17 protein-coding genes are annotated in these 20,988 nt (G+C 58.8%); 2 read left to right on the top strand and 15 right to left on the bottom strand.

Annotated features, from left to right (window positions below; genetic code table 11):
* The first annotated feature begins 63 nt into the window (after positions 1-63).
* Together J3481_RS07245 and J3481_RS07250 are read left to right on the top strand one after the other, a co-directional pair.
* On the top strand, positions 64-711 hold the full coding sequence (locus tag J3481_RS07245; protein ID WP_206831285.1) for a hypothetical protein: 648 nt from the start codon (positions 64-66) through the stop codon (positions 709-711).
* A gap of 12 nt (positions 712-723) precedes the next feature.
* Entirely contained in the window at positions 724-1,500 is a 777-nt protein-coding gene (locus J3481_RS07250; protein ID WP_206831286.1) for a hypothetical protein, read from the top strand.
* Between the two features lie 37 nt (positions 1,501-1,537).
* Here the strand turns inward: J3481_RS07250 and arfA are convergent, their stop codons facing one another.
* The 15 genes from arfA to J3481_RS07325 form a co-directional block, all read right to left on the bottom strand.
* Positions 1,538-3,043 carry an arabinosylfuranosidase ArfA gene (gene arfA, locus J3481_RS07255; RefSeq protein ID WP_206831287.1) on the bottom strand — a complete coding sequence of 502 codons (1,506 nt, stop codon included), beginning with the start codon at positions 3,041-3,043 and terminating at the stop codon, positions 1,538-1,540.
* A 22-nt stretch (positions 3,044-3,065) separates the two neighbouring features.
* A complete protein-coding gene (locus J3481_RS07260) occupies positions 3,066-3,995 on the bottom strand; it encodes a carbohydrate ABC transporter permease (protein ID WP_206831288.1) in 930 nt (309 codons plus the stop codon).
* On the bottom strand, positions 3,992-4,900 hold the full coding sequence (locus J3481_RS07265; RefSeq protein ID WP_328702062.1) for a carbohydrate ABC transporter permease: 909 nt from the start codon (positions 4,898-4,900) through the stop codon (positions 3,992-3,994). The genes J3481_RS07260 and J3481_RS07265 overlap by 4 nt, the downstream gene beginning before the upstream one ends.
* Before the next feature lie 69 nt (positions 4,901-4,969).
* Complete coding sequence (locus J3481_RS07270; protein WP_206831289.1) at positions 4,970-6,370, bottom strand: ABC transporter substrate-binding protein; 1,401 nt, start codon at positions 6,368-6,370, stop codon at positions 4,970-4,972.
* 216 nt (positions 6,371-6,586) lie between these two features.
* Positions 6,587-7,510 (bottom strand): ArsR/SmtB family transcription factor, encoded by a 924-nt coding sequence (locus J3481_RS07275; RefSeq protein ID WP_206831290.1) that lies wholly within the window; start codon positions 7,508-7,510, stop codon positions 6,587-6,589.
* 72 nt (positions 7,511-7,582) lie between these two features.
* A complete protein-coding gene (locus J3481_RS07280; protein ID WP_206831291.1) occupies positions 7,583-8,776 on the bottom strand; it encodes a sn-glycerol-1-phosphate dehydrogenase in 1,194 nt (397 codons plus the stop codon).
* A 65-nt stretch (positions 8,777-8,841) separates the two neighbouring features.
* Positions 8,842-10,326 (bottom strand): L-arabinose isomerase, encoded by a 1,485-nt coding sequence (gene araA, locus J3481_RS07285; RefSeq protein WP_407929321.1) that lies wholly within the window; start codon positions 10,324-10,326, stop codon positions 8,842-8,844.
* Positions 10,327-10,352: 26 nt separating this feature from the next.
* Positions 10,353-11,063, bottom strand: coding sequence for an L-ribulose-5-phosphate 4-epimerase (locus J3481_RS07290; protein WP_206831292.1), 711 nt, complete (start codon positions 11,061-11,063; stop codon positions 10,353-10,355).
* The gene (gene araB, locus J3481_RS07295; RefSeq protein WP_407929322.1) at positions 11,057-12,751 is read right to left on the bottom strand and encodes a ribulokinase; all 1,695 of its coding nucleotides are present in this window, start codon (positions 12,749-12,751) and stop codon (positions 11,057-11,059) included. Before araB ends, J3481_RS07290 begins: the two co-directional genes overlap by 7 nt.
* 97 nt (positions 12,752-12,848) lie before the next feature.
* The gene (locus tag J3481_RS07300; protein ID WP_206831293.1) at positions 12,849-14,285 is read right to left on the bottom strand and encodes a sugar porter family MFS transporter; all 1,437 of its coding nucleotides are present in this window, start codon (positions 14,283-14,285) and stop codon (positions 12,849-12,851) included.
* 201 nt (positions 14,286-14,486) lie between these two features.
* Positions 14,487-15,614: a GntR family transcriptional regulator gene (locus J3481_RS07305; protein WP_206831294.1), complete on the bottom strand. Its 1,128-nt coding sequence runs from the start codon at positions 15,612-15,614 to the stop codon at positions 14,487-14,489.
* Between the two features lie 68 nt (positions 15,615-15,682).
* Positions 15,683-16,735: a substrate-binding domain-containing protein gene (locus J3481_RS07310; protein WP_206831295.1), complete on the bottom strand. Its 1,053-nt coding sequence runs from the start codon at positions 16,733-16,735 to the stop codon at positions 15,683-15,685.
* Positions 16,736-16,761: 26 nt separating this feature from the next.
* On the bottom strand, positions 16,762-17,760 hold the full coding sequence (locus J3481_RS07315) for an ABC transporter permease (RefSeq protein WP_206831296.1): 999 nt from the start codon (positions 17,758-17,760) through the stop codon (positions 16,762-16,764).
* A gap of 4 nt (positions 17,761-17,764) precedes the next feature.
* Positions 17,765-19,270 (bottom strand): sugar ABC transporter ATP-binding protein, encoded by a 1,506-nt coding sequence (locus J3481_RS07320; protein ID WP_236011365.1) that lies wholly within the window; start codon positions 19,268-19,270, stop codon positions 17,765-17,767.
* Between the two features lie 157 nt (positions 19,271-19,427).
* Positions 19,428-20,555 carry a GntR family transcriptional regulator gene (locus J3481_RS07325; RefSeq protein WP_206831298.1) on the bottom strand — a complete coding sequence of 376 codons (1,128 nt, stop codon included), beginning with the start codon at positions 20,553-20,555 and terminating at the stop codon, positions 19,428-19,430.
* Positions 20,556-20,988: the final 433 nt, after the last annotated feature.

The raw sequence follows: 20,988 nt of genomic DNA on the forward strand, positions 1-20,988 counted from the left end.
AAAAATTGGAAGATCCGACCCGAAACACTTGGTGCGCCAGGATGTTCGTGCGGAGGTGGACTCGTGAATTCCGTTCGCAAAATCATCATCACCGGGTTCTGTGTGGCGATCGGAGTGATGCTTTTGGCGTACTATGTCGCCATTCCGGCATGGACGCACCATTCAGATGCCGCGAGGCTTCGCGTCGCCGAGCAGATGTGGGCCGAAGCACACTCCAAGAGTCTTCACATGCGAGACCTTGTCGTCGCGAAGATAGGTCCTTACAGCTTGACCAGCAGGGATGTATATGTTTTCTACATGAGTACCCGACAATCGCAGGATGCGATGGAATCAGCCCTTCGTTCTCCGAATGCGTCCTCGTTTGAAGACAGCTGCTTAGGACTTGTGCAGTCGTTAGCGCTGATGGTTGGGGCCGCGCAGAAGTTACACATCTCGATCCCGCCCGACTTGTCGGGATACATCCGGGAGCAACTATCGCCGTTCTCCGACGCCAGACCATCAAATTGGTCAGTCGCTATGATGAAGGCTCGCGCGAACCATCTGTCCTGGGAAAGTGAGGTTGACTGGGTTCCGAGTTTCGTCGCAGCACAGTTGGCGAAGCGCTTTCCGCAAGTGCTTCAGAGCATGAACAAAGATTTGCAGGCATACCGCGCTCATGTAGAATGGATCATTCCCCCAGATAGAATGCAGTCTCTCATTTCGTCGACGTGAGGAGGTGCTCGATTGTGGAAGACCGTCCGCCGCCCGCTTCTTTTGGGCGGTTCTCTTTGGTGGATCGGTAGCGTAGCTTATGGATTTGCAGTGTGCGCTACACAAAGCTCAGCATTGGATTCTCATGTTCACCTGAACCTTGTTAAGACCGTAGAAATCGCTCTCGCGTGGATGAATTCCCCTATCTCTATATTTCTGTTTGGATTCTGGGTTTCGTTCGTGTTCTGGGACGATATGCGCCAAGGCATGGATCGAGAATTCCGTGTTCGAGGACTGACATTTCTCAATGTCCTTTGGAGGCGCTCCGCCTGGCTGAGCGCGGCCGTGACGCTGGGAATGTTGTTGTTAACCGCTTTCATCTCGATGGGGATTCTCGCCTATCCACCACTGGTCTCGCAAACCTCGCAATTCGTTCCGACTGCGTGGCTCCTTGCCACGACTTTACTCAAGCTAACGTTCATCGCAGCTACGGCGGCTGCGGTAACCGTCGTGGGCCACGCGCTTGTTGCAGGAGCGCTTTACAACTTGGCTTTGTGTATGTGGATGAGCCGAGCTGAACGCCCAGAGCTCGGGGTACCTGTACCACTCAGTCCGTGGAGCATTCTCGAGGCGCGGGTCATACGTGAGATTCCTGACGTGCGCAATGCCGCCCCATGGATGTCGGATATGGCCGCGACGTCCCCTACCATCATCACTGCGAGTGTGTTTCTTCTCTTGGCGTGGACCGCGATCATCCTATCCTGGGCTACGATGAAGTATGGGACCCGAATCGAACGTGCTCATTTTTAGGGCAGGGCCGCGTCTGACGCGGCCCACCTAGCGTCCTTTACACGGACAATCGAATCACGTTCCACGACAGCGCAGGGAGTTCGACAGCAAGGCGTCCCGCGTCCACCGTTCCCACCGCTCGTTTTTGGGGGACCACCTCGCTGGGCCGGTCCTTCGTATTGACCGCCTTCATGTCCGGATGGGTCAGCACAATGTGTTCTTGAGATTGGGCGTTCGGGAATCCCCGCAGGTCCACGTCGAGCACGAGCGGCTCCGCGGCGCGGTTGACCGCCAGGAGGACCACCTCGCCCGCCGCCTCGTTCCACACCGGCACCGCCTCGAGATACGGCACATCCGTGAAGTCTTTGCTATCGTATTTCGGCGATTCGACCGGCGCGTAGAGCACCGTGCCACGCGCGTAGTTGGACGCGTGAGCGAATGGGTAAAAGATGGTCTGCCGCCAGCTCGGACCGCCGTTTTCCGTCATGATGGGCGCAATCACGTTGACAAGCTGCGCCAGGCACGCAATCCGGACGCGATCGGCATGCTTCAACAGCGTGATGAGCATGCACCCCACCACGAGCGCGTCCTCCATCGTGTACACGTCTTCAAGGAGCGGCGGGCCCACCTGCCAGGGCTCGACCTGCTTGTCGGCCTCGTTGGAGTGGAACCACACGTTCCACTCGTCGAAGGACAGATAGATGGTCTTGTTCGACCGCTTCTTCGCGCGAACGAAGTCGCATGTCGCGACGACCGTGCGGATGAACGCGTCCATGTCGAGCGAACACGCCAGGAAGTTGGCGAGATCGCCGTCGCGGTTGCCGTAATAGGTGTGAAGCGAAAGGTAGTCGACGTTGTCGTACGTGTGCTCGAGGACGATGCGCTCCCAGTCTGGGAAGGTCGGCATCTTGGCATTCGAACTTCCGCAGGCGACAAGCTCAATGGACGGATCGACCCACTTCATCACCTTGGCGGCTTCCTGCGCAAGGCGGCCGTACTCGTCCGCGGTCTTGTGGCCGATTTGCCACGGGCCGTCCATCTCGTTGCCGAGGCACCACACGCGGATGCGGTGGGGATCGGCGATGCCGTGCTTGCGACGGAGATCGCTCCAGTAACTTCCGCCCGGGTGGTTGCAGTATTCGACAAGGTTCTTGGCGTCCTCAATGCCGCGCGTGCCGAGGTTGATGGCCATCATGACTTCACTGCCGGCCTTCTTCGCCCAGCGCGCGAACTCGTTCAGCCCCACGCGGTTGGGCTCGAGACTGCGCCAGGCGAGATCCAGTTGCACAGGGCGTTCCTCAATGGGCCCCACGCCGTCTTCCCAGCGGTAGCCGGACACGAAGTTGCCGCCGGGATAACGGACGATGGGCACGTTGAGCTCCTTGACGAGGTCGATCACGTCCCGACGGAACCCGTCCTCATCGGCGGTGGGATGGCCGGGGTCATAGATGCCGCCGTAAACGGCGCGGCCGAGGTGCTCGATGAACGAGCCGTAGATGCGCGGATCGGTTTCCGCAAGGCGATACGCTGGATCGAGGGTGATGCGAGCTTGTAGATTGGCCATGGGGAATTCTCCTTATCTAGCGCTACAGTTTGACGCTTCCCTGTGTCAGACCGGTGACGATTTGCTTCCGGAATAGGATGAAGCCGATGATCATCGGCAGGATCGACAACAGAGAAGCCGTGATCACCAGTTGGTAGATCGGCATGGACTGATCAGCGGCAGGCGTCGCGATGAGACTTAACAGGACGTCCACGCCTACAGGCAACGGATAGAGCGATTGGTTGTGAAGCAACACCAAAGGCAGGAAGAAGTTGTTCCACGTCCCGATAAAGCTGATGAGAAGGAGCGTTACCATCGCTGGGCGAATGACGGGCAGTACTATTCTCCAGAAAATGGTTCGCTCCTGCGCGCCATCCACTTTTGCGGCTTCGAGCATTTCGTTCGGAACCACGTCGCGGATGTAGATTCTAAGGAAGTAAACCCCAAATGGGCTCGCGATAAGAGGTAAAATGACCCCGAGATAGGTATTGACAAGGTGAAGTGGTTGCTCAATGACGAAGAGCGGAATGGTAGCCACGGTACCCGGGATCATCATGGACGCGAGAATGATATAGAAAAGCACTTCCCTCCCCCGAAACTCAAACTTCGCCAGTGCATATCCCGCCATCGCACTGACGAGACACGTGAGGATGGCGACGGAGCCTGAATATACAATGGAATTGAGGAACCAACGCGCAAACACTCCACTGTTGTACGCAAAGAGCAAATGGATGTTCTGAACAAGCTCCAGGTGCCTCGGGAGGGAAAAGATCCCCGAGCTCTGAAGCTCTACTTGCGTCTTTGTCGATGCAATCAACAGCCAGACCACAGGGATGAGAAAGTAGATGGCTGCAACGATAAGGAACGCCATGACGACGACAGCGACGAGATGCCTGACAAACGACGAAGGGGCTGAGGACGCTTGACGTGCACGCGAATCCCGCGCCGTCTGAGGAGAGAAGCTCGAGCTCATAGGGTCAGCGCCTCCTCAGATGGGATGACCGAAGCGCCTCGTTCGCGAGAGCGGCGCCCGATGATGCGAGCTATCACCATCACGCATGCTGAGATGAAAATCGTGATCGCGCCCAGAAGAACAGCGAGCGTTGCAGCGTACGGCAGATTGGTGAGGTTAAACGCCATCGCATAGATGTCCATGTTCGGTGTAAAGGTCTGTGATATCGGTGTCAGTGCACTCAAAAGGAACGGCTCGTTGAACAACTGCATCGATCCGATGAAGCTGAGGATGACGGTCATCAGGATGGTGGGCCTGAGCAACGGGAGCTTGATGTACCAAGCGAGTTGGAACTCATTACATCCATCCACAATGGCCGCTTCGTACAAATCTGTCGAGATACCGGTCAGCGATGCCGCGTACAGGGTCATATTGTAGCCCGCCCATTCCCAAGTCGCGATGTTGATAATGCTGTACAACAGGGCCGATGCGGATAAGGGATCGAAGTGCATGGCCTGCAAGAATGGATCGAGCGGCTTGGAATAGAGAAATCCCCACATGATCGAGGCAAACACGCCAGGCACCGCGTACGGAAGGAAGTAAACCAACCTAAAGAACGGCTTCCACCTCGCATATTTCGTGTCAAGCACCAACGCCAAGATCAGGGACAGCGCGATCATGATGACACCCTGCAAGACGGCGTACCGGATGACATTCACGACAGAACTCCAGAACGCGGTGTCTTGAAACGCGTTGACATAATTTCTGAAGCCCACAAAAATCGGTTGGCCGAAGCGGTTGATGAACAGGCTCGTGTAGAACGCGTAGATCAGAGGCGCCAACAGGAACGCGATGAACAGCAACATGAACGGAGCCAAAAAAGCGGCGGCTGACACAGTCCTGGATTGGTTACGGGCAACCGGCACGCAGGATCACATCCTTTCGCTTTCAGGGACGCCCTCGAGCTTGAAGGCTCGAGGGCGATATGGCAGGCGTCAGGTGGTCACGTTGTATCCCTGGGAGCGAGCGTAGTTCACAACCGCCTGTTGCACGTTCGAAAGGGCCTGCTGCACGCTTTCCTTGCCCGAGAACGCTTTGCCTATCTCGGTCTGCAACTCGTTAAACACATAACTCGACCACGGGCTCCACTGGAACTTGGTATTGACCCTCGGCGATTCCTTCTCGAAGACATCCACATTGGCTGGCTGGTTGTCGAGCGCCGGGTTCGGCTGCTTGAAGGAAGGAATGTTGAAGCCAGCCGTAGCCGCAGGGAAGAGCCCTCCGCCGCCGTCCTTTGCCGGCGCCACATCGTGCGCCAACTCCGCAGGGGCCGCATTGATGAAGGCCGCAAAAATCGCGGCCGCTTCCGGATATTTGGTCGCTTTCGTCACAGCTTGGACAGAACCTCCCCAGTCCCCGTCCATCGTGTCACCGGGCGTCCATTCGGGGATGAAAGCGGCCCTCCACTTGTGAGCGGACAGATTGTGGTCATAGGGAACGAGAATTTCGCTGTCGTACCACGCCGATCCAATTGCCGTGGCGTAAAGGCCCGCGTTGATGTTCTTCTGCCACTCCGGAGACCCCGCCGCGATGCTTTGCACAGCACCGGCTTTCACGAGTTTCTGCCACATCGAGAACACTTGAACCGCCTTAGGCGAATCGATATTTACCTTCCAATTGTTTCCTGACCCCTGGAAGGGAACGCACCCTGCCTGCCACAGGAGTCCGAACATCCATTGGCCGTCGTTGTTTGAGAAATACGAGAAGTACTGAGACGGATCGAGCTTATGGAATTCCAGCGCCTCCTGCTGGAACTGACTCCAAGTCGACGGAACCTTCAGATGATATTTGTTAAACAATGAACTCTGATAGAACAACCCCATGGGTCCCGTGTCCTCTGGGATCCCATACACGTGCGAACCCACGGAAACCTGATTCCACGTCCACGGGGTGAATCGATTCTTGAGCTGGGATACCCATGGAGAGATATCCTGCAATGCTCCTGTGGCGATGTACTCAGGCATCACGTCGAACTCGAGCATCACGACATCAGGGATACCGCTTCCCGCTTGAATCACGGTGCTGAACTTCTGATACTCAGTCGTACCTGCTCCAGCGTCCACCAGTTTGACCTTGATATTCGGGTAATACTTCTCGAAGATATCGACTTCTTTTTGCGCGTTCGGAACCCAAGACCACCACGTAAGCGTGGCTTTTCCGTTGTACTGAGGCAACGGCAGTCCATCCACCACCTTCACCGACGCCGAACCGGAACTGGACGGACTGGCGGAGGTTGGAGTCTGCCCACCCGACGACGTGCCACACCCCGTCGCAATCAACGCGAATGCGCCTGTCATCGATCCGATCAACATGGTCTTTTGATGACCTTTTTTCATCCTTACAACGCCCCTTTTTCAAACTCATACGTACAACTCGATCCACAAGTCGAAGCACCTCGCTCAGATGAACACCCCCTCGATTATTTTAAATTGATAAAAATCAATGCCTGCCAGCAACCCTTGAATGCGCTTTCTAGTGATAGAATAATCAAGGATCGGGCGTTCGTCAATATAAAATTCAAACTCAAATCAATTGTTTTAATAAATATTAAATTAAACAGCCGCGCCCTTCCCGTAGATCACGCGCACCTTGATATCTTGATCGTAATGCCCGAACCGGCGGCCGAAGATGGTCATGCCGCCCACGTGGCGCGCGTGCTCCGGAACCGAGAAGCGCAACGGAATCGCGTGACCGTGAAACGGCTGCAGATGCTCGATGGTGACCTCAGAGATCTTGCACCCGTCGATGAACGTACCCTCGCGGTTCACCCTGACGAGCTTTAGATGTCCGTACTGGTTGAGATGGGGCGGCCACCAACTCGGATTTTGCCGCCCCCGCTCGTCGCCAAAATCGCCTGGGCTCGTCCAGTAGCCAATCTCCACGCCGTTGATGGAAAAGTAGATGTCCGAGGGGTAGTCATTGTTGTACGAAGGCGCCTCCGAGGCCAATTCGGCGATGATCTGGATCTCTTCCACGGGCCTGTCCGTGCGGATGAAGTTCGGGATCCAGTACTCCAGATACCCCTTTGTGAGCCACACGATCTCGGCGTCAATATGCTGGGGATCCGCGAAATAGCGGGGATCGTCAAACGTGCCGATGATGGTCTCCGCGGTGGCGAGGCCGCAGGTGGGCCACACCTCGAACGACACATAGTGGCCCACCCGGATGTCCACCTCGTACACGTCCTGATCCTTCGTTTCCGGGGCCAGCTCCACGAGGATCTTCTGCTCGTTGACATAGCAGAACTTCTGCAATCCATGCCGGGCACCCGCCGTCTCGGTGACCACGAGGCCGCACTCCTCAAGCTTCCGCACGTGCTGGGTCACCGCGCCGTTCGTCACCCCGAGCTTTTTGGCGATCTCGTCCATGTTCAGCCGCCCATGCTGCAACAACAGCTCCAGCAACTGAACCCGAACCTCGGAACCCAGCGCTTTGAACAGCGGCAAGCCCGAGCGCAACTCCTTGATGTGAATCACCCTATCACCCACCCCGGCCGTTATCTTTAATCAAGTATAAAACAAACCGAGGTTGGGTGACAGCGTACGCGGTCAGAGCGCCCCCGTCTCGTTCAGCAAGCGCAGCATCGTGTGTCGATTGCGCAGCTTGTGGGCGCGCTTCAGGCTCGCCGCGACGAGACTCCGCTCAATGCCCAGTTCAGCCGGCTCCGCGGGGGCTCCGAGCCGCCGCATCAGCCCGCGGACGTGATCGCCGGACGGAATCGACGCCAGGATGTTGCGCACCTCTTGTTCCCGGCCCTCCAACGAGGCCCAAGGCGCCTGCCCCGCCCGCACCGCGTCGGCGACGGCATCCGGGACGTGCGCGTGATACACGTCGGCAATCACGCCACACGCCGCGGCCACCTTGAGCCCATGCAGCACCTGGCGCCGGCCGGATCGCAAAAACTCCATCTCCCAATCGTGGGACAGGTGATGCTCGCCGCCTGAGGCCGGATGGGATTGGCCGAACAGAAGCATCACAAGCCCCGAGAGAACGAGCGCCTCCATCAGGCTGCGAATCGCGTCGCTTCGGAATTCGGCGAGCCCCGCCGCCTGAGACGCAGCGGTTTCGAGTGCCTGGCGCGTGATCGACGCCAGGTGCGCGCAGTAGGGCTCATCCGCGGCCAAGGCCCCGAACGCCCAGTCCGCAAGCGAGGTATACTTGCCGATCACGTCCCCGAACCCGGCCCACACGAGCTCCTTCGGCGCCCGTTCCAGCACGTCCGTGTCCGCGAACAGCGCGACGGGCGCGTGCGTCTGATAGGTGGTCTTCACGCCGCGCACGATGAGCGGCGCTCCGGCGGACGTGAACCCATCCACGGAAGGCGCCGTGGGCACGCTCACAAACGGGATGCGCATTTTTGCGCTCGCAAACCGGGCGATGTCGTGCAGCGTGCCCGACCCCACCGCCACGAGCGCTTCCACGTCAGGGCCCGTGGCGATGAGCGCCTGGACAATCGACGGTTCGTCCGCCACCACGTCGCCCTGGCCGTTGGGCTCGATGACGCACGCCGTCCAGAGAACGCCGAGATCGGTCAAAGCGTGCGCGAGCGCCTCGCCCGCTGCGGCGCGGGTGTGCTCGTCCATGATGAGCACCACGCGCTCGAACCGGTCTCGAATCCACGTCGCGGCCTCCGCCAGCGCGCCGGGGCCCACCCGCAGGTGTTCCATCGGAATCGGCTGGTGCGGTTTGCCGCACGGGCAGTCCGTCGTCAGCCTGCGCAACTCGTCCAATCTCCACGTCACGCGCGTCCCCCCAATGACGCGTGGGGCTGCGCCGAGGCAGCCCCACTTCGCTTTCATCGCTCAACTCAGCGGCCGTAAACCGCTTCGTTCCAGCGCAGCTCGTTCGCAATCTGGCGCGGGGTGGAGTGTTCGTCGATCACGACGCACTCCACGCCCATCATGTCGGCCAAATCCTGCAACTGTTCCACCGTCACCCTGTACGAGAACACCGTGTGGTGCGCGCCGCCCGCGAGAATCCAGCTCTCCGCGGCGGACGCGAGCGAAGGAAGCGGCTTCCACAGCACGCGCGCCACGGGTAGCTTCGGCATCGGCCGATCCGGCTGAATGGCCTCGACCTTGTTCACCACCATGCGGAAGCGATGGCCGAGATCGACGATGGTCGCCTGCACCGCGGGGCCACTTGCGCCGTCGAACACGAGCCGGGCCGGATCTTCCTTGCCGCCGATGGAGAGCGGATGCACCTCGATGCGCGGCCGCGTCGCCGCAATGGTCGGACACACCTCGAGCATGTGCGCGCCGAGCACCATTTCGTTCCCAGGCTCGAAGTGGTACGTGTAATCCTCCATGAAGGACGTGCCCTCGCCCTCGGCCAGCACCTTCAGCACGCGGACGAACGCCGCCGTCTTCCAGTCTCCCTCGCCGCCAAAGCCGTAGCCGTCGGCCATGAGGCGCTGCACCGCGAGGCCCGGGAGCTGGCGCAGCCCGTGCAGATCCTCGAACGTGGTCGTGAAGGCCTCGAAGCCGCCCTCCTCGAGAAACGACCGCAGGCCGAGCTCGATCCGCGCCTGCTCGCGCACGGCTTCGTGCAGCGGGCCGCCCTTCTGCGCGCCGTCCTGGAAGTCGTACAGCTCGGCGTACTCCTCGATGAGCCGGTCGATCTCGGCCTCCGACACCGCCCGCACGCGCTCGGCGAGATCGCCCACGCCATAGCCGTTGACCGACCAGCCAAACCGGGCCTCGGCCTCCACCTTGTCGCCCTCCGTGACCGCCACCTGGCGCATGTTGTCACCGAAGCGCGCGACCTTCAGCCCGCGGCTGACCGCCGCCGCCACCGCCGTGAGCGCCCATCCGCGGATGCGCCGCGCCAGTTCGGGATCCTGCCAGTGCCCCACCACCACCTTGCGCGGCACGCCGAGGCGGCTCACCATGAACCCGAACTCGCGATCTCCATGCGCGGACTGGTTCAGGTTCATGAAGTCCATGTCAATCGTGTCCCATGGAATGTCGCGGTTGAACTGCGTGTGCAGGTGCAAAAGCGGCTTTTGCAGCGCCATCAGGCCGCGAATCCACATCTTCGCCGGGGAGAAGGTGTGCATCCACGCGATCACGCCTGCACAGCGATCGTCGGCGGACGCCTCGAGGCACAGGCGCCGGATCTCGTCGGCATCCTTCAGCACGCCCTTCCACTTCAATCCGTGCTGCTCCCCGACGGCTCCCTGCAAAGCCGGGATCATCTCTCGCGCATGCGCTTCCACCTGGGCGAGCGCCTCTTCACCGTACAGGTGCTGACTCCCCACCACAAACCAGAATTCGTACGATGGCCGTTTCATCCGCATCCTCTCCCATTCGCCGCCCATCAGTGTGCCGCCCCGCCGGGCTGGCCGTAGTACGCGTTCTTCCCATGCTTGCGGTTATAGTGCTTGTCGAGCAAGAACGAATCCATCTGCGCCTCGCCGCCCGTGAGCAGCATCGTGTCGAGCGCCATCCGCGCCACGACTTCGAGCACCACCGCATGATAGACGGCCTCCGCCGGATCCTTGCCCCACGTAAACGGCGCATGGTTGGCCACGAGCACCGCCGGCATCGCGACGGGATCGATCCCCCGCTCCCGGAAAGTCTCCACAATCACCTTGCCGGTCTCCAGCTCGTACGCCCGCTCGATCTCGTCCTTGGTCAGCGGACGCGTCACCGGCACGTCACCGTAGAAATAGTCCGCGTGGGTCGTACCGAGGGCGGGAATGGGCCGCCGGGCCTGCGCCCACACGGTCGCCGACGGGGAGTGCGTGTGCACAATCCCGCCGATCTCGCCAAACGCCTTGTACAGCTCGATGTGCGTCGGCGTGTCGGACGAAGGGCGGAGGTGCCCCTCGACGACACGGCCGTCGAGATCGACCACCACCATGTCGTCCACGGTCAGGTCTTCGTAAGGCACGCCGCTCGGTTTGATGACCACGAGCCCGTCTTCACGCGAAATGCCGCTCACATTGCCCCAGGTGAAGGTGACAAGCCCGTGCCTGGGCAGCGCTAGGTTCGCCTCGAGGACCGCCTGCTTCAGTTCCTTCAGCATGTCCTCACCTCTTCCTGGACCACGGCGCTCTTCAATCGCTTGAGCACTTTCATCACGTCGTTTTCGCCGCGGCCGAAGTAGTCATACAAGCGGGCGTATTCGCGGTACAGTTCGTCGTATACGCGCACCGCGCTCGGGTTCGGCACGTAGGGTGTCTCGCGCACGCTGCCCATTTCCCGTGCCGCTTCCTCAATCGAGTCGTAGCCGCCGCCTGCTTTGCCTGCGGCCACCGCGCCAAACATCGCCGCGCCGAGCGCTGGCGCCTGCGTCGATGCGCCGATGTGAATAGGCATGTTCAGGACATCGGCATAGATCTGCATCATGAGCGCGTTCTTCTGCGCAATGCCGCCACACGCGTACATCTCGTTCACCGGCACGCCGCTCACCCGGAAGGTCTCGACGATCATGCGCGTGCCAAAGGCCGTGGCCTCGATCAACGCCCGATAGATGTCCTCCGGCTTGGTGGCGAGCGTCGCACCGAGCAGAAGCCCCGTGAGGTCCGCGTCGACGAGCGTCGATCGATTGCCGTTCCACCAGTCGAGCGCCAGAAGACCCGTCTCGCCGGGCTTCAGTTGCTCCGCTTTTCGGGTCAAAAGCTCATGGATGCCCATGCCTTGGCGGCGCGCCTCGTCCCAATACGCCGGCGGCACGCCATTTTCGATCCACCACTCGAAATGGTCCCCGACGCAGGATTGCCCCGCCTCGTAGCCCATGTAGCCAGGGATAATGCCGTCCTCGACCACGCCGCACATGCCCGGCACCGCACGTTCCTCCGTGCCCAGGAGCACGTGACACGTTGACGTGCCGATGATCATCAGCATCTTGCCCGGCTCCGTGATGCCGACGGCCGGCATGGACACGTGCGCATCCACATTCCCCACCGCCACGGGCGTCCCGGGCACAAGCCCGATCCGGCGAGCCATCTCATCCGTCAACTCGCCGGCCCGCGATCCGATGGGCAGAATCGGCCCCCACAGTTTCTCTTCCACCACGTGCTCCAGACGCGGATGAAGGGCCTTGAAAAACTCGGAGCTCGGATATCCCGTCCGCTTGTGCCAGATGGATTTGTATCCCGCTGGACAGGAACTGCGGACAAGCTTGCCCGTCAGTTGCATCACGACCCAGTCGGTCGCCTCCACCATGGCGTCGGCGGCGTCATAGATCTCCGGCGCCTCATTGAGAATTTGCCAGATCTTCGGGATCATCCATTCTGACGAGATCTTGCCGCCATAGCGCGCCAAGAACGCTTCTCCGCGCTCCCGGGCGATCTCGTTCAGCTTGTTGGCCTCGTCCTGCGCCGCGTGGTGCTTCCAGAGCTTCACATACGCGTGCGGATGCCGCTCGTAGCGAGCCTCCAAGCAGAGCGGGGTGCCATCCGCCCGTATGGGCAACATGGTGCAAGACGTGAAGTCAATTCCGATGCCAATCACGTCTTCTGGGCGCACACCGGAATCCCGAAGGAGTTGCGGAATGGTCACCTCCAGCACCTCGAGGTAATCGCGCGGGTGTTGCAGCGCCCAGTCGGGTTCCAGACGGGTCACACCGTCTGGCAGATACTCGTCCATGACCCCGTGCGTGTACGGTTTGACGGCTGTGGCAATTTCGCGCCCCGTCCCAATCTCCACCAACACGGCGCGTCCGGACTGCGTTCCGTAGTCCACGCCTATCGAATACTTGCCCATATCCATCCCCACATTTCCTTCGCGCATTCAAAGGGTGGAACCGCAGACATCACCTCAATTGTACTTACAAGGACGATAGAGCACAATGAGTTATTCGGACAAGTTACGGTAAAAACCTGGCGTGCTTCGACGCTCGACCGGCATCCGGATCGTGCGATGCTGAGCGACGTTCAGTTCCCGTCCAAATCCGCTCGATTTCCTCAAGAGACTTGTTTTTCGTCTCGGGCACCAGAGCGCTGACAAAGATCACGCCCAGGATGTTGATGACCGCAAACATCCAGAACGTATACGCACCACCGATGTTGTTCAACAGCACCGGCGTGAACTGACCGATGGCCCAGTTGGCGCCCCACAGGAATACCGTGGTGACACCCGCTGCGCGAGCCCGCAGGTGATTCGGAAAGATTTCTGGAATCATGATCCAGGGGATGGGCCCCATCGACACGCTGAACGCCGCCGTGAAGCCCATGATGAACAGCACAAGCCAGAACCCGTTGTGCAAGTGCAGGTAGAACGTCAGTCCCATCAGCGCCATGAAGATGGCCATGAGCGCTGACCCCACGATCATGAGCGGCTTCCGCCCGACGCGATCGATCAGAACCACGGCCACGACGGTGAACACGACCCACATCGCGCCAAAGAAGGCCTGGATCTCAAAGTCCGAGTTCAGACTGAACCCAACCATGCGGAAGATTTCAGGGCCGTAGTAGGTGACGGCGTTCATGCCAATGATTTGGTTGAACAGAGCAAGCAGAATTCCCACAGCGAGCGCTTTCCGCCATCCCGGCTTGAACAAATCGCGGACGCTTGCAGCGCTTTCGCTGTCGAGAGACCGTCGAATGGCCTCGAGTTCATGAACGGCAATTTCACGTCCGTTGATGCGCGCGAGAATACGAAGCGCTTCATCGCTTCGGCCCGCCTTGGTCAACCAACGCGGACTCTCAGGCGCAAAGAGCAGCACGAAAAAGAAGATGGCAGCCGGCACCGCGCCGAGCCCCAGCATCCAGCGCCAACCTGTATGCACGTCCCAGTTCAAGGAGCCAGAGCGCTGAATGAGGAAGTTGGTCAGATAGGTGAGAAAGATACCGATGATGGTGAGCAGCTGGTAGAGAGACGACAGCGCACCGCGAATCGTCGCAGGAGCGCACTCAGAAATGTAGGTGACGGACAGCGCGGATCCCATGCCGATCCCAAGTCCACCCACAATGCGCGCCAACACAAGGGTCACGACGTCGTGCGAAACCGCTGACACGAGGGCGGCAATGGCGAAGAGAACGGCGGCCGTCATCAACACCTTCCGCCGCCCGACGCGATCGCTCAAAAACCCGGATACCGCAACGCCGATGACGCCGCCAATCATGATGCTGGAGATGACCAGACCTTGCATGAAAGGCGAGAGCCCGTAGAGCGTTTTCAGAAAGCCAATCGCACCGGAGATGACGGCGGTATCATAGCCGTACAGGAGACCTCCCAGTGCGGCTGCAAGCGAAATGGTCACTGCGTACGAGCGAGAACCGCGTTCCTGCAAAGGGGTTGCCATGGTTCGACCTCCTCGGCGTAAGCTCAGGCGCGACGTCGGCCGCAAATGGATTGTCCGGACAATGAACGAATCTACTCATTGATGTACGTACAACTTGTAGAATAAAGCGGTTTCTTGGGTTTGTCAATCCGCTTTCATGCATTCAGGACACGAAAAAGACCGGCCTATCGGCCAGCCTTTTGGACAATCGCGATGTCGTTTTCACAGGGCGGTGTTGACGGCGATGGGCGCCGTGGAAGAGCGCACAATGAGCTTCGGCTCATAGACGATGGAGGCAGGGTCCTCCCCGTCCCGCCTTCCGCGCTCGATGGCACGCATCACCCACTTCGCCGCGTCCAGCCCCATCTGCGTCTTCGGGTGCTCCACCGTCGTCAACTTAATCTCCGTCGCCTCCGCCAGGTACGAGTCGTCGTACCCCACCAGCGACATCTCCTCCGGCACTCGGATGCTCAGGTCCCGCAGCACATCCATCACCTTCACCGCCAACTGGTCGTTGTAGCACACCATCCCCGTCGGCCGCTCCTTTTCGCCCTCCAGTTCCGCCCGCACGCGCCGCACCACTTCCTCATCCAAGTCCTCCGTCCGATACGTCACCAGCCACTCCGGCCGGACGGTGACCCCCGCTTCCCGACATGCGTCCATAAACCCCTGCATCCGGTACACACCCTGCAGGTCGTCCGTCTTGAAAATCCCCATCAGCTTCCGATGCCCAAGCTCCAGCAGATGCTGGGTCGCCATCCATCCGCCCTTTCGGTCGTCCATGATGATGTGCGGCGGGTCCAGCTGCGGATAGTACTGGTTGATCATCACATACGGAATCTTCCGTTGCTCCAGCTCCAGATAGTACCGGATGTTCGGATTGTATGTGCTCGACTCTGTCGGCTCGATGATCAGCCCCGCGATAGGCCGCTGTAGCATCGACTCCAGGCACTGCGCCTCTTTCGTCAGGTTGTTGTACGTGCACGCGAGAATCAGCGAATACCCCTTGTTCGTCACATAGGACTCGATGCCGCGAATGATGGTCGGAAAGATGTAGTCCGAAATGTACGTCGTGATGACACCGATGTACCTGCGCGCCTCTTGGCTCTCCCCCGGCCGCTCTTCCTGCGGAAAGGCGCAGAACGTCCCCGCGCCCTGTTCCCGGTACAGAAGCCCCTCGTGCACCAGGTCCCCCACCGCCTGCCGGATGGTATGCCGGCTGACGCGAAACATCTTCATGAGCTCGTTTTCCGAGTAGATCTTCTGCCCAGGCTTCACCTTACCCGTGCGGATCCATTCCCGAATCTGTTCTTTCACTGCCACGTATTTCGCTTTCCCGCCCCCCTGCATATGTCACCCCCCCTACAAAAAAGGGATGCCGGAAGGGCACCCCTTATCATTCCAGCCGTTTTCACGCTTTATTGCTGAAGGTATGCATTCACGTTGTCCTTCGTCACGATCGTCACGCCTGTATCGACCTCGGGCGGAACGGGATCAACGTTGGACTGTTGCCAGTTCGCCACGGGATGAACAAGGTTATGATGAATGACGAAAAGGTCCATGAGGCCCCAGAAGCCCATATTCCACGTCCCTTGTGCAACCGTGGCAGTGATTTCACCGCTCTTAATGGCGTTCAGCGTGGCTTTATCCGTGTCAAACGAGACAATCTTGACCTTGCCCGTCTTTCCGGCCTCCTGCACCGCCGTGGCCGCGCCAGTTCCTTCATCCGCCTCAGTACAGAAAATTCCTGCCAGGTTGGGGTACGTTTGCAACAACGCAGATGTCACCTGGGCGGTCTTGATCTGATCAGAGTTCCCGTTTTGAACCGCAACCACTTTGATGCCTGGGTATTTTGCGGCCATTTCCTCTTTAAAGCCTTGCACGCGCTGATCGAGGTTGAGTTCCCCTGGCGTGGTGATCACAGCGACTTCTCCATGACCGCCGAGGGCTTGCCCGAGATAATCTGCTGCCTTCTGCCCAGCTTCAATATTGCTTGTGCCCAGGTACGCATACCGTTTGCTCTGAGGCGCGTCCGAGTCGAAGCTGATCACCGGAATGCCGGCGGAAATCGCCTGGTTGATCACCGGCGTCATGGCCTGAGCGTTGATGGAGGTCACCAAGATACCTGCCGGGTGCTTCGCAATGACCTGCTGCATCGTGGTGACTTCTTGGTTAATGTCGTACTGCGGCGCCCCGGTAAACACCACCTTTACCCCCAGGTCTTTGGCCGCCGCTTGCATGCCAGCGAAACAGCCTTTCCAGTACTCGATCCCGGAAAGGAACGTCACCATGTAGTACGTTTCATTGGAGGAACCCTGAAATGCCGAGGTGCCGCCACTTGAACTCGAGGTTCCTCCCGAGTTGGATGTCCCTCCATTGGTCGAACACCCCGTGACCGCGAGCGCCACCGATGCGGCCGCGGCTGCTGCTGCGAGATACTTCTTTCCTTTCTTCCAGTCCAATCGTTTCACCATTGTACCCCCTCCGTGCTTCGGATTCACGTGGTTTTCTTTCGATGCGTGAGCACGTCCAATGTGACGGCGGCAATCAACACGAACCCAGTGACAAGGCTTTGCCAATACACCGAAACGTTCAGCAGGACCAATGCGTCGTTCACAATTCCCACGAGGACACTGCCGAGCAGGGCCCCGAGGACGGTTCCCTCACCTCCCGTCAAACTCGCGCCACCGATGATGCATGCTGCAATGGCTTGAAGTTCCATGCCCTGTCCTGCGGTTGGGGCAGCAACGCTGAAGCGGGACAGGGTCAGAATGCCTGCCAGGCCAGCCAAGAGAGCGGTGAAGATATAGATCCAGACTTTCACTTTTGAGACGCGTATTCCGGAAAGGTAGGCCGCAGCTTCGTTGCTGCCAATGTAGTAGACTTTCCGCGCAACAACCGCGCGCCTCATGATGAGGTCGGAGACAATGACAACGACCGCCAGAATCCAGATGAGCACCGGGATTCCAAGCAAATTTCCCTGCCCCAGGTATAAGAACGACTTTGGAACTCCGGTGACGGACAAGGGCGCGCCTTGGGTCACCACATAGGCCACACCTTGCACCACACCCTGCATACCCAGCGTCATAATGAAGGGATTGATCTTGACCTTCCCGATAAACAACCCCGTGATGAGCCCCGAACATAGGCTCGCAAGGAGTCCCAACAACGCCGCAATCCACACGTTCATGCCGTCGAGCGCGAGAGCCCCTGTCACGACACCTGCCATCGACATGACAGATCCTACGGACAGGTCGAAGCCTCCGGAGACAAGCGCGACCGTCATTCCTACCGAGACAATGGCCGTCATCACGATGCTCAGAATCGTGGTGACGATGTTGTCTACGCTGAGGAATGAGGACGACATGAAAGACAAAATGACACATAGCGCAACAATGACCACAACGATGGTGAGTTCCCTGATGCGAGAGACTTTTCGGAGCCACGTTTCACGACTGTGGTCTAGACTTGCTGGAGAGGTATCCACCGGTTGCATGATCTCACCCCGCTACAGCTTTCGAATGCAGCCCAGATGCGTATTCCATAATGGTCTCGTCGTTCAGCTGAGATCCGTCCAGTACACCCGCAACGGTCCCGTTGTGCACCACGAGTACGCGGTCGCTTAACCCCACGATCTCCGGAAGTTCAGAGGAGATAACAATCACGCCGATCCCGTCATTGGCCAGTTTTCGGAGCAATTGGTGAATCTCGGCCTTCGCCCCTACATCAATTCCGCGAGTAGGCTCGTCCAGAATCAGGACTCGGGGATTGCGCGAGATCCATTTGCCGATCATCACCTTTTGTTGGTTTCCGCCGCTCAAGCTTCCGACCAATTGATCATCATCTTTGGCTTTTACCCGCAGATCGCGCATCACCGTGGAAGCCAACTCCCGAGCGCGATTGCGCAGCAAAAACCCGCGTTTCGAAAGGGCGTCGAGATGGGTGACCGCCACGTTATCTCGGATCGACATTTTCAAAAATAATCCTTGTTCCTTGCGATCCTCAGTCAGGTAGTACAAGCCATGGCTCATGGCGTCCTGCACCGTCTGAATGCGCACCTTCTCACCGTCGAGGAAAATGTCACCCGACGTTCTCGGCTCCACTCCTGACAGCGCACGCATGATTTCTGTTCGCCCGGAGCCGACAAGTCCAAAGACGCCCAGGATCTCGCCTCTACGGAGATCAAATGACACATTTCTGCACTTGGACCCAGCGTTCAGGTTATCGACCTTCAACAGCGTTTGCCGAGACGGCGTTCCTTTCTCCGGGTAGATGCGTTCCAGCGAACGTCCGACCATCATCCGGATCACTTCATCGGCATCGGTCTTTGCTGCCTCAACCGTACCGATGAGAGAACCGTCCCGAAGAACCGTGATCCGATCGGACAGCCGAAAAATTTCGTCGAATTTATGGCTCACATAAATGATGCCTTTCCCTTGCGCCTTGAGGTCTTTCAGGACGTCGAACAGCCTCGCGGCGTCTTCCACACTGAGCGCGGACGTCGGCTCGTCAAAGATGTAAACGTCCGCATCGGTCACAAGCGCTTTCACAATTTCCACAATCTGCTGCTGGGATACACTAAGGTTCTTGACGATCTCGGTAGGAGAAAAGTTCACATGAAATCTCTCGAGATAGGCTCGGGAGATCTCTTGCATTTTCCGAGTCCTCATAAATCCCATCTTCGAGGGCGCCTGACCTACCAGGATGTTTTCCATGACCGAGATGTCCGGGAATAAGCTAAGTTCCTGGTGGACAATTGCGACACCCATCCGCCGGGCGTCCACAGGTGACTGCAGTCGAACAGGCTTTCCGTTCAGGAATATTTCACCTTGATCTGGGTGAAGTGCGCCCGTCACAATCTTCAAGAACGTGGACTTTCCCGCGCCGTTCTCCCCCATAAGGGCGTGAATCTCACCTTGCCTGAGCTCGAACGAAACGTTGTCCAAGGCCACTGTACCCGGAAACACCTTGCGAATTCCGCGAGCTTCCAGCAACACTTGTGCCATGCACATCACCCCCTGCCTCTTGTACGCATATCCGTACAAGTTCTTTTAAGAGTACCCAGAGAACCGGATGAAACCGAATTCACGTCTGAATCCTATCACAGATGAGGCTCGAGCTTCAAGCCCCATCCTTATTTGTCCGAACAACATTCCCAACAGGTCAAGGAGACACATGGGAGGGATCAGCGATGGGCGCCGTGGAAGAGCGCACAATGAGCTTCGGCTCATAGACGATGGAGGCAGGGTCCTCCCCGTCCCGCCTTCCGCGCTCGATGGCACGCATCACCCACTTCGCCGCGTCTAGCCCCATCTGCGTCTTCGGGTGCTCCACCGTCGTCAACTTAATCTCCGTCGCCTCCGCCAGGTACGAGTCGTCGTACCCCACCAGCGACATCTCCTCCGGCACTCGGATGCTCAGATCCCGCAGCACATCCATCACCTTCACGGCCAACTGGTCGTTGTAGCACACCATCCCCGTCGGCCGCTCCTTTTCGCCCTCCAGTTCCGCCCGCACGCGCCGCACCACTTCCTCATCCAAGTCCTCCGTCCGATACGTCACCAACCACTCCGGCCGGACGGTGACCCCCGCTTCCCGACATGCGTCCATAAACCCCTGCATCCGGTACACACCCTGCAGGTCGTCCGTCTTGAAAATCCCCATCAACTTCCGATGCCCAAGCTCCAGCAGATGCTGGGTCGCCATCCATCCGCCCTTTCGGTCGTCCATGATGATGTGCGGCGGGTCCAGCTGCGGATAGTACTGGTTGATCATCACATACGGAATCTTCCGTTGCTCCAGCTCCAGATAGTACCGGATGTTCGGATTGTATGTGCTCGACTCTGTCGGCTCGATGATCAGCCCCGCGATAGGCCGTTGCAGCATCGACTCCAGACACTGCGCCTCTTTCGTCAGGTTGTTGTACGTGCACGCGAGAATCAGCGAATACCCCTTGTTCGTCACATAGGACTCGATGCCGCGAATGATGGTCGGAAAGATGTAGTCCGAAATGTACGTCGTGATGACACCGATGTACCTGCGCGCTTCTTGGCTCTCCCCCGGCCGCTCTTCCTGCGGAAAGGCGCAGAACGTCCCCGCGCCCTGTTCCCGGTACAGAAGCCCCTCGTGCACCAGGTCCCCCACCGCCTGCCGGATGGTATGCCGGCTGACGCGAAACATCTTCATGAGCTCGTTTTCCGAGTAGATCTTCTGCCCAGGCTTCACCTTGCCCGTGCGGATCCATTCCCGAATCTGTTCTTTCACTGCCACGTATTTGGCCGGAGAAGCCATACATCCATCACCGTTTCTCAGAAAAATGATGGGTCTATCAAGGACGCCCTACGATAGAATCGTCTACAGCACTGTCTTGAGACGAAGTCGTATTCGTGCCCAAGTGGAGCTTCTCTTGAGGCTTACCACCGCTGAATGGGGCGCCCACTTTGCCGAATACATCTCATCCAACGGTCGCGCTGGCGTGATCGCAGAACCCCTTTTCGTGATCCCCTACAACATGTATACCACATACGCATCCGTGTACATGTGGCAACTCGGATAAGGAGCGCGGAGCTCCGCTGGGTTACGACGATGAACCTCCAGACCCAGATGTTTTCCGCCCTCGTGAGCGGGTACGTGACCGATCCCCTGGGACATCGGCGCGCTCTGCACATGTTCGCTCTCGTCAGTTGCCCCTTCCCCTTCGCGTCTTGCACAGCGCGCTATCAAG

The sequence above is a fragment of the Alicyclobacillus fructus genome (assembly GCF_017329605.1).
GTDB lineage: Bacteria > Bacillota > Bacilli > Alicyclobacillales > Alicyclobacillaceae > Alicyclobacillus > Alicyclobacillus fructus.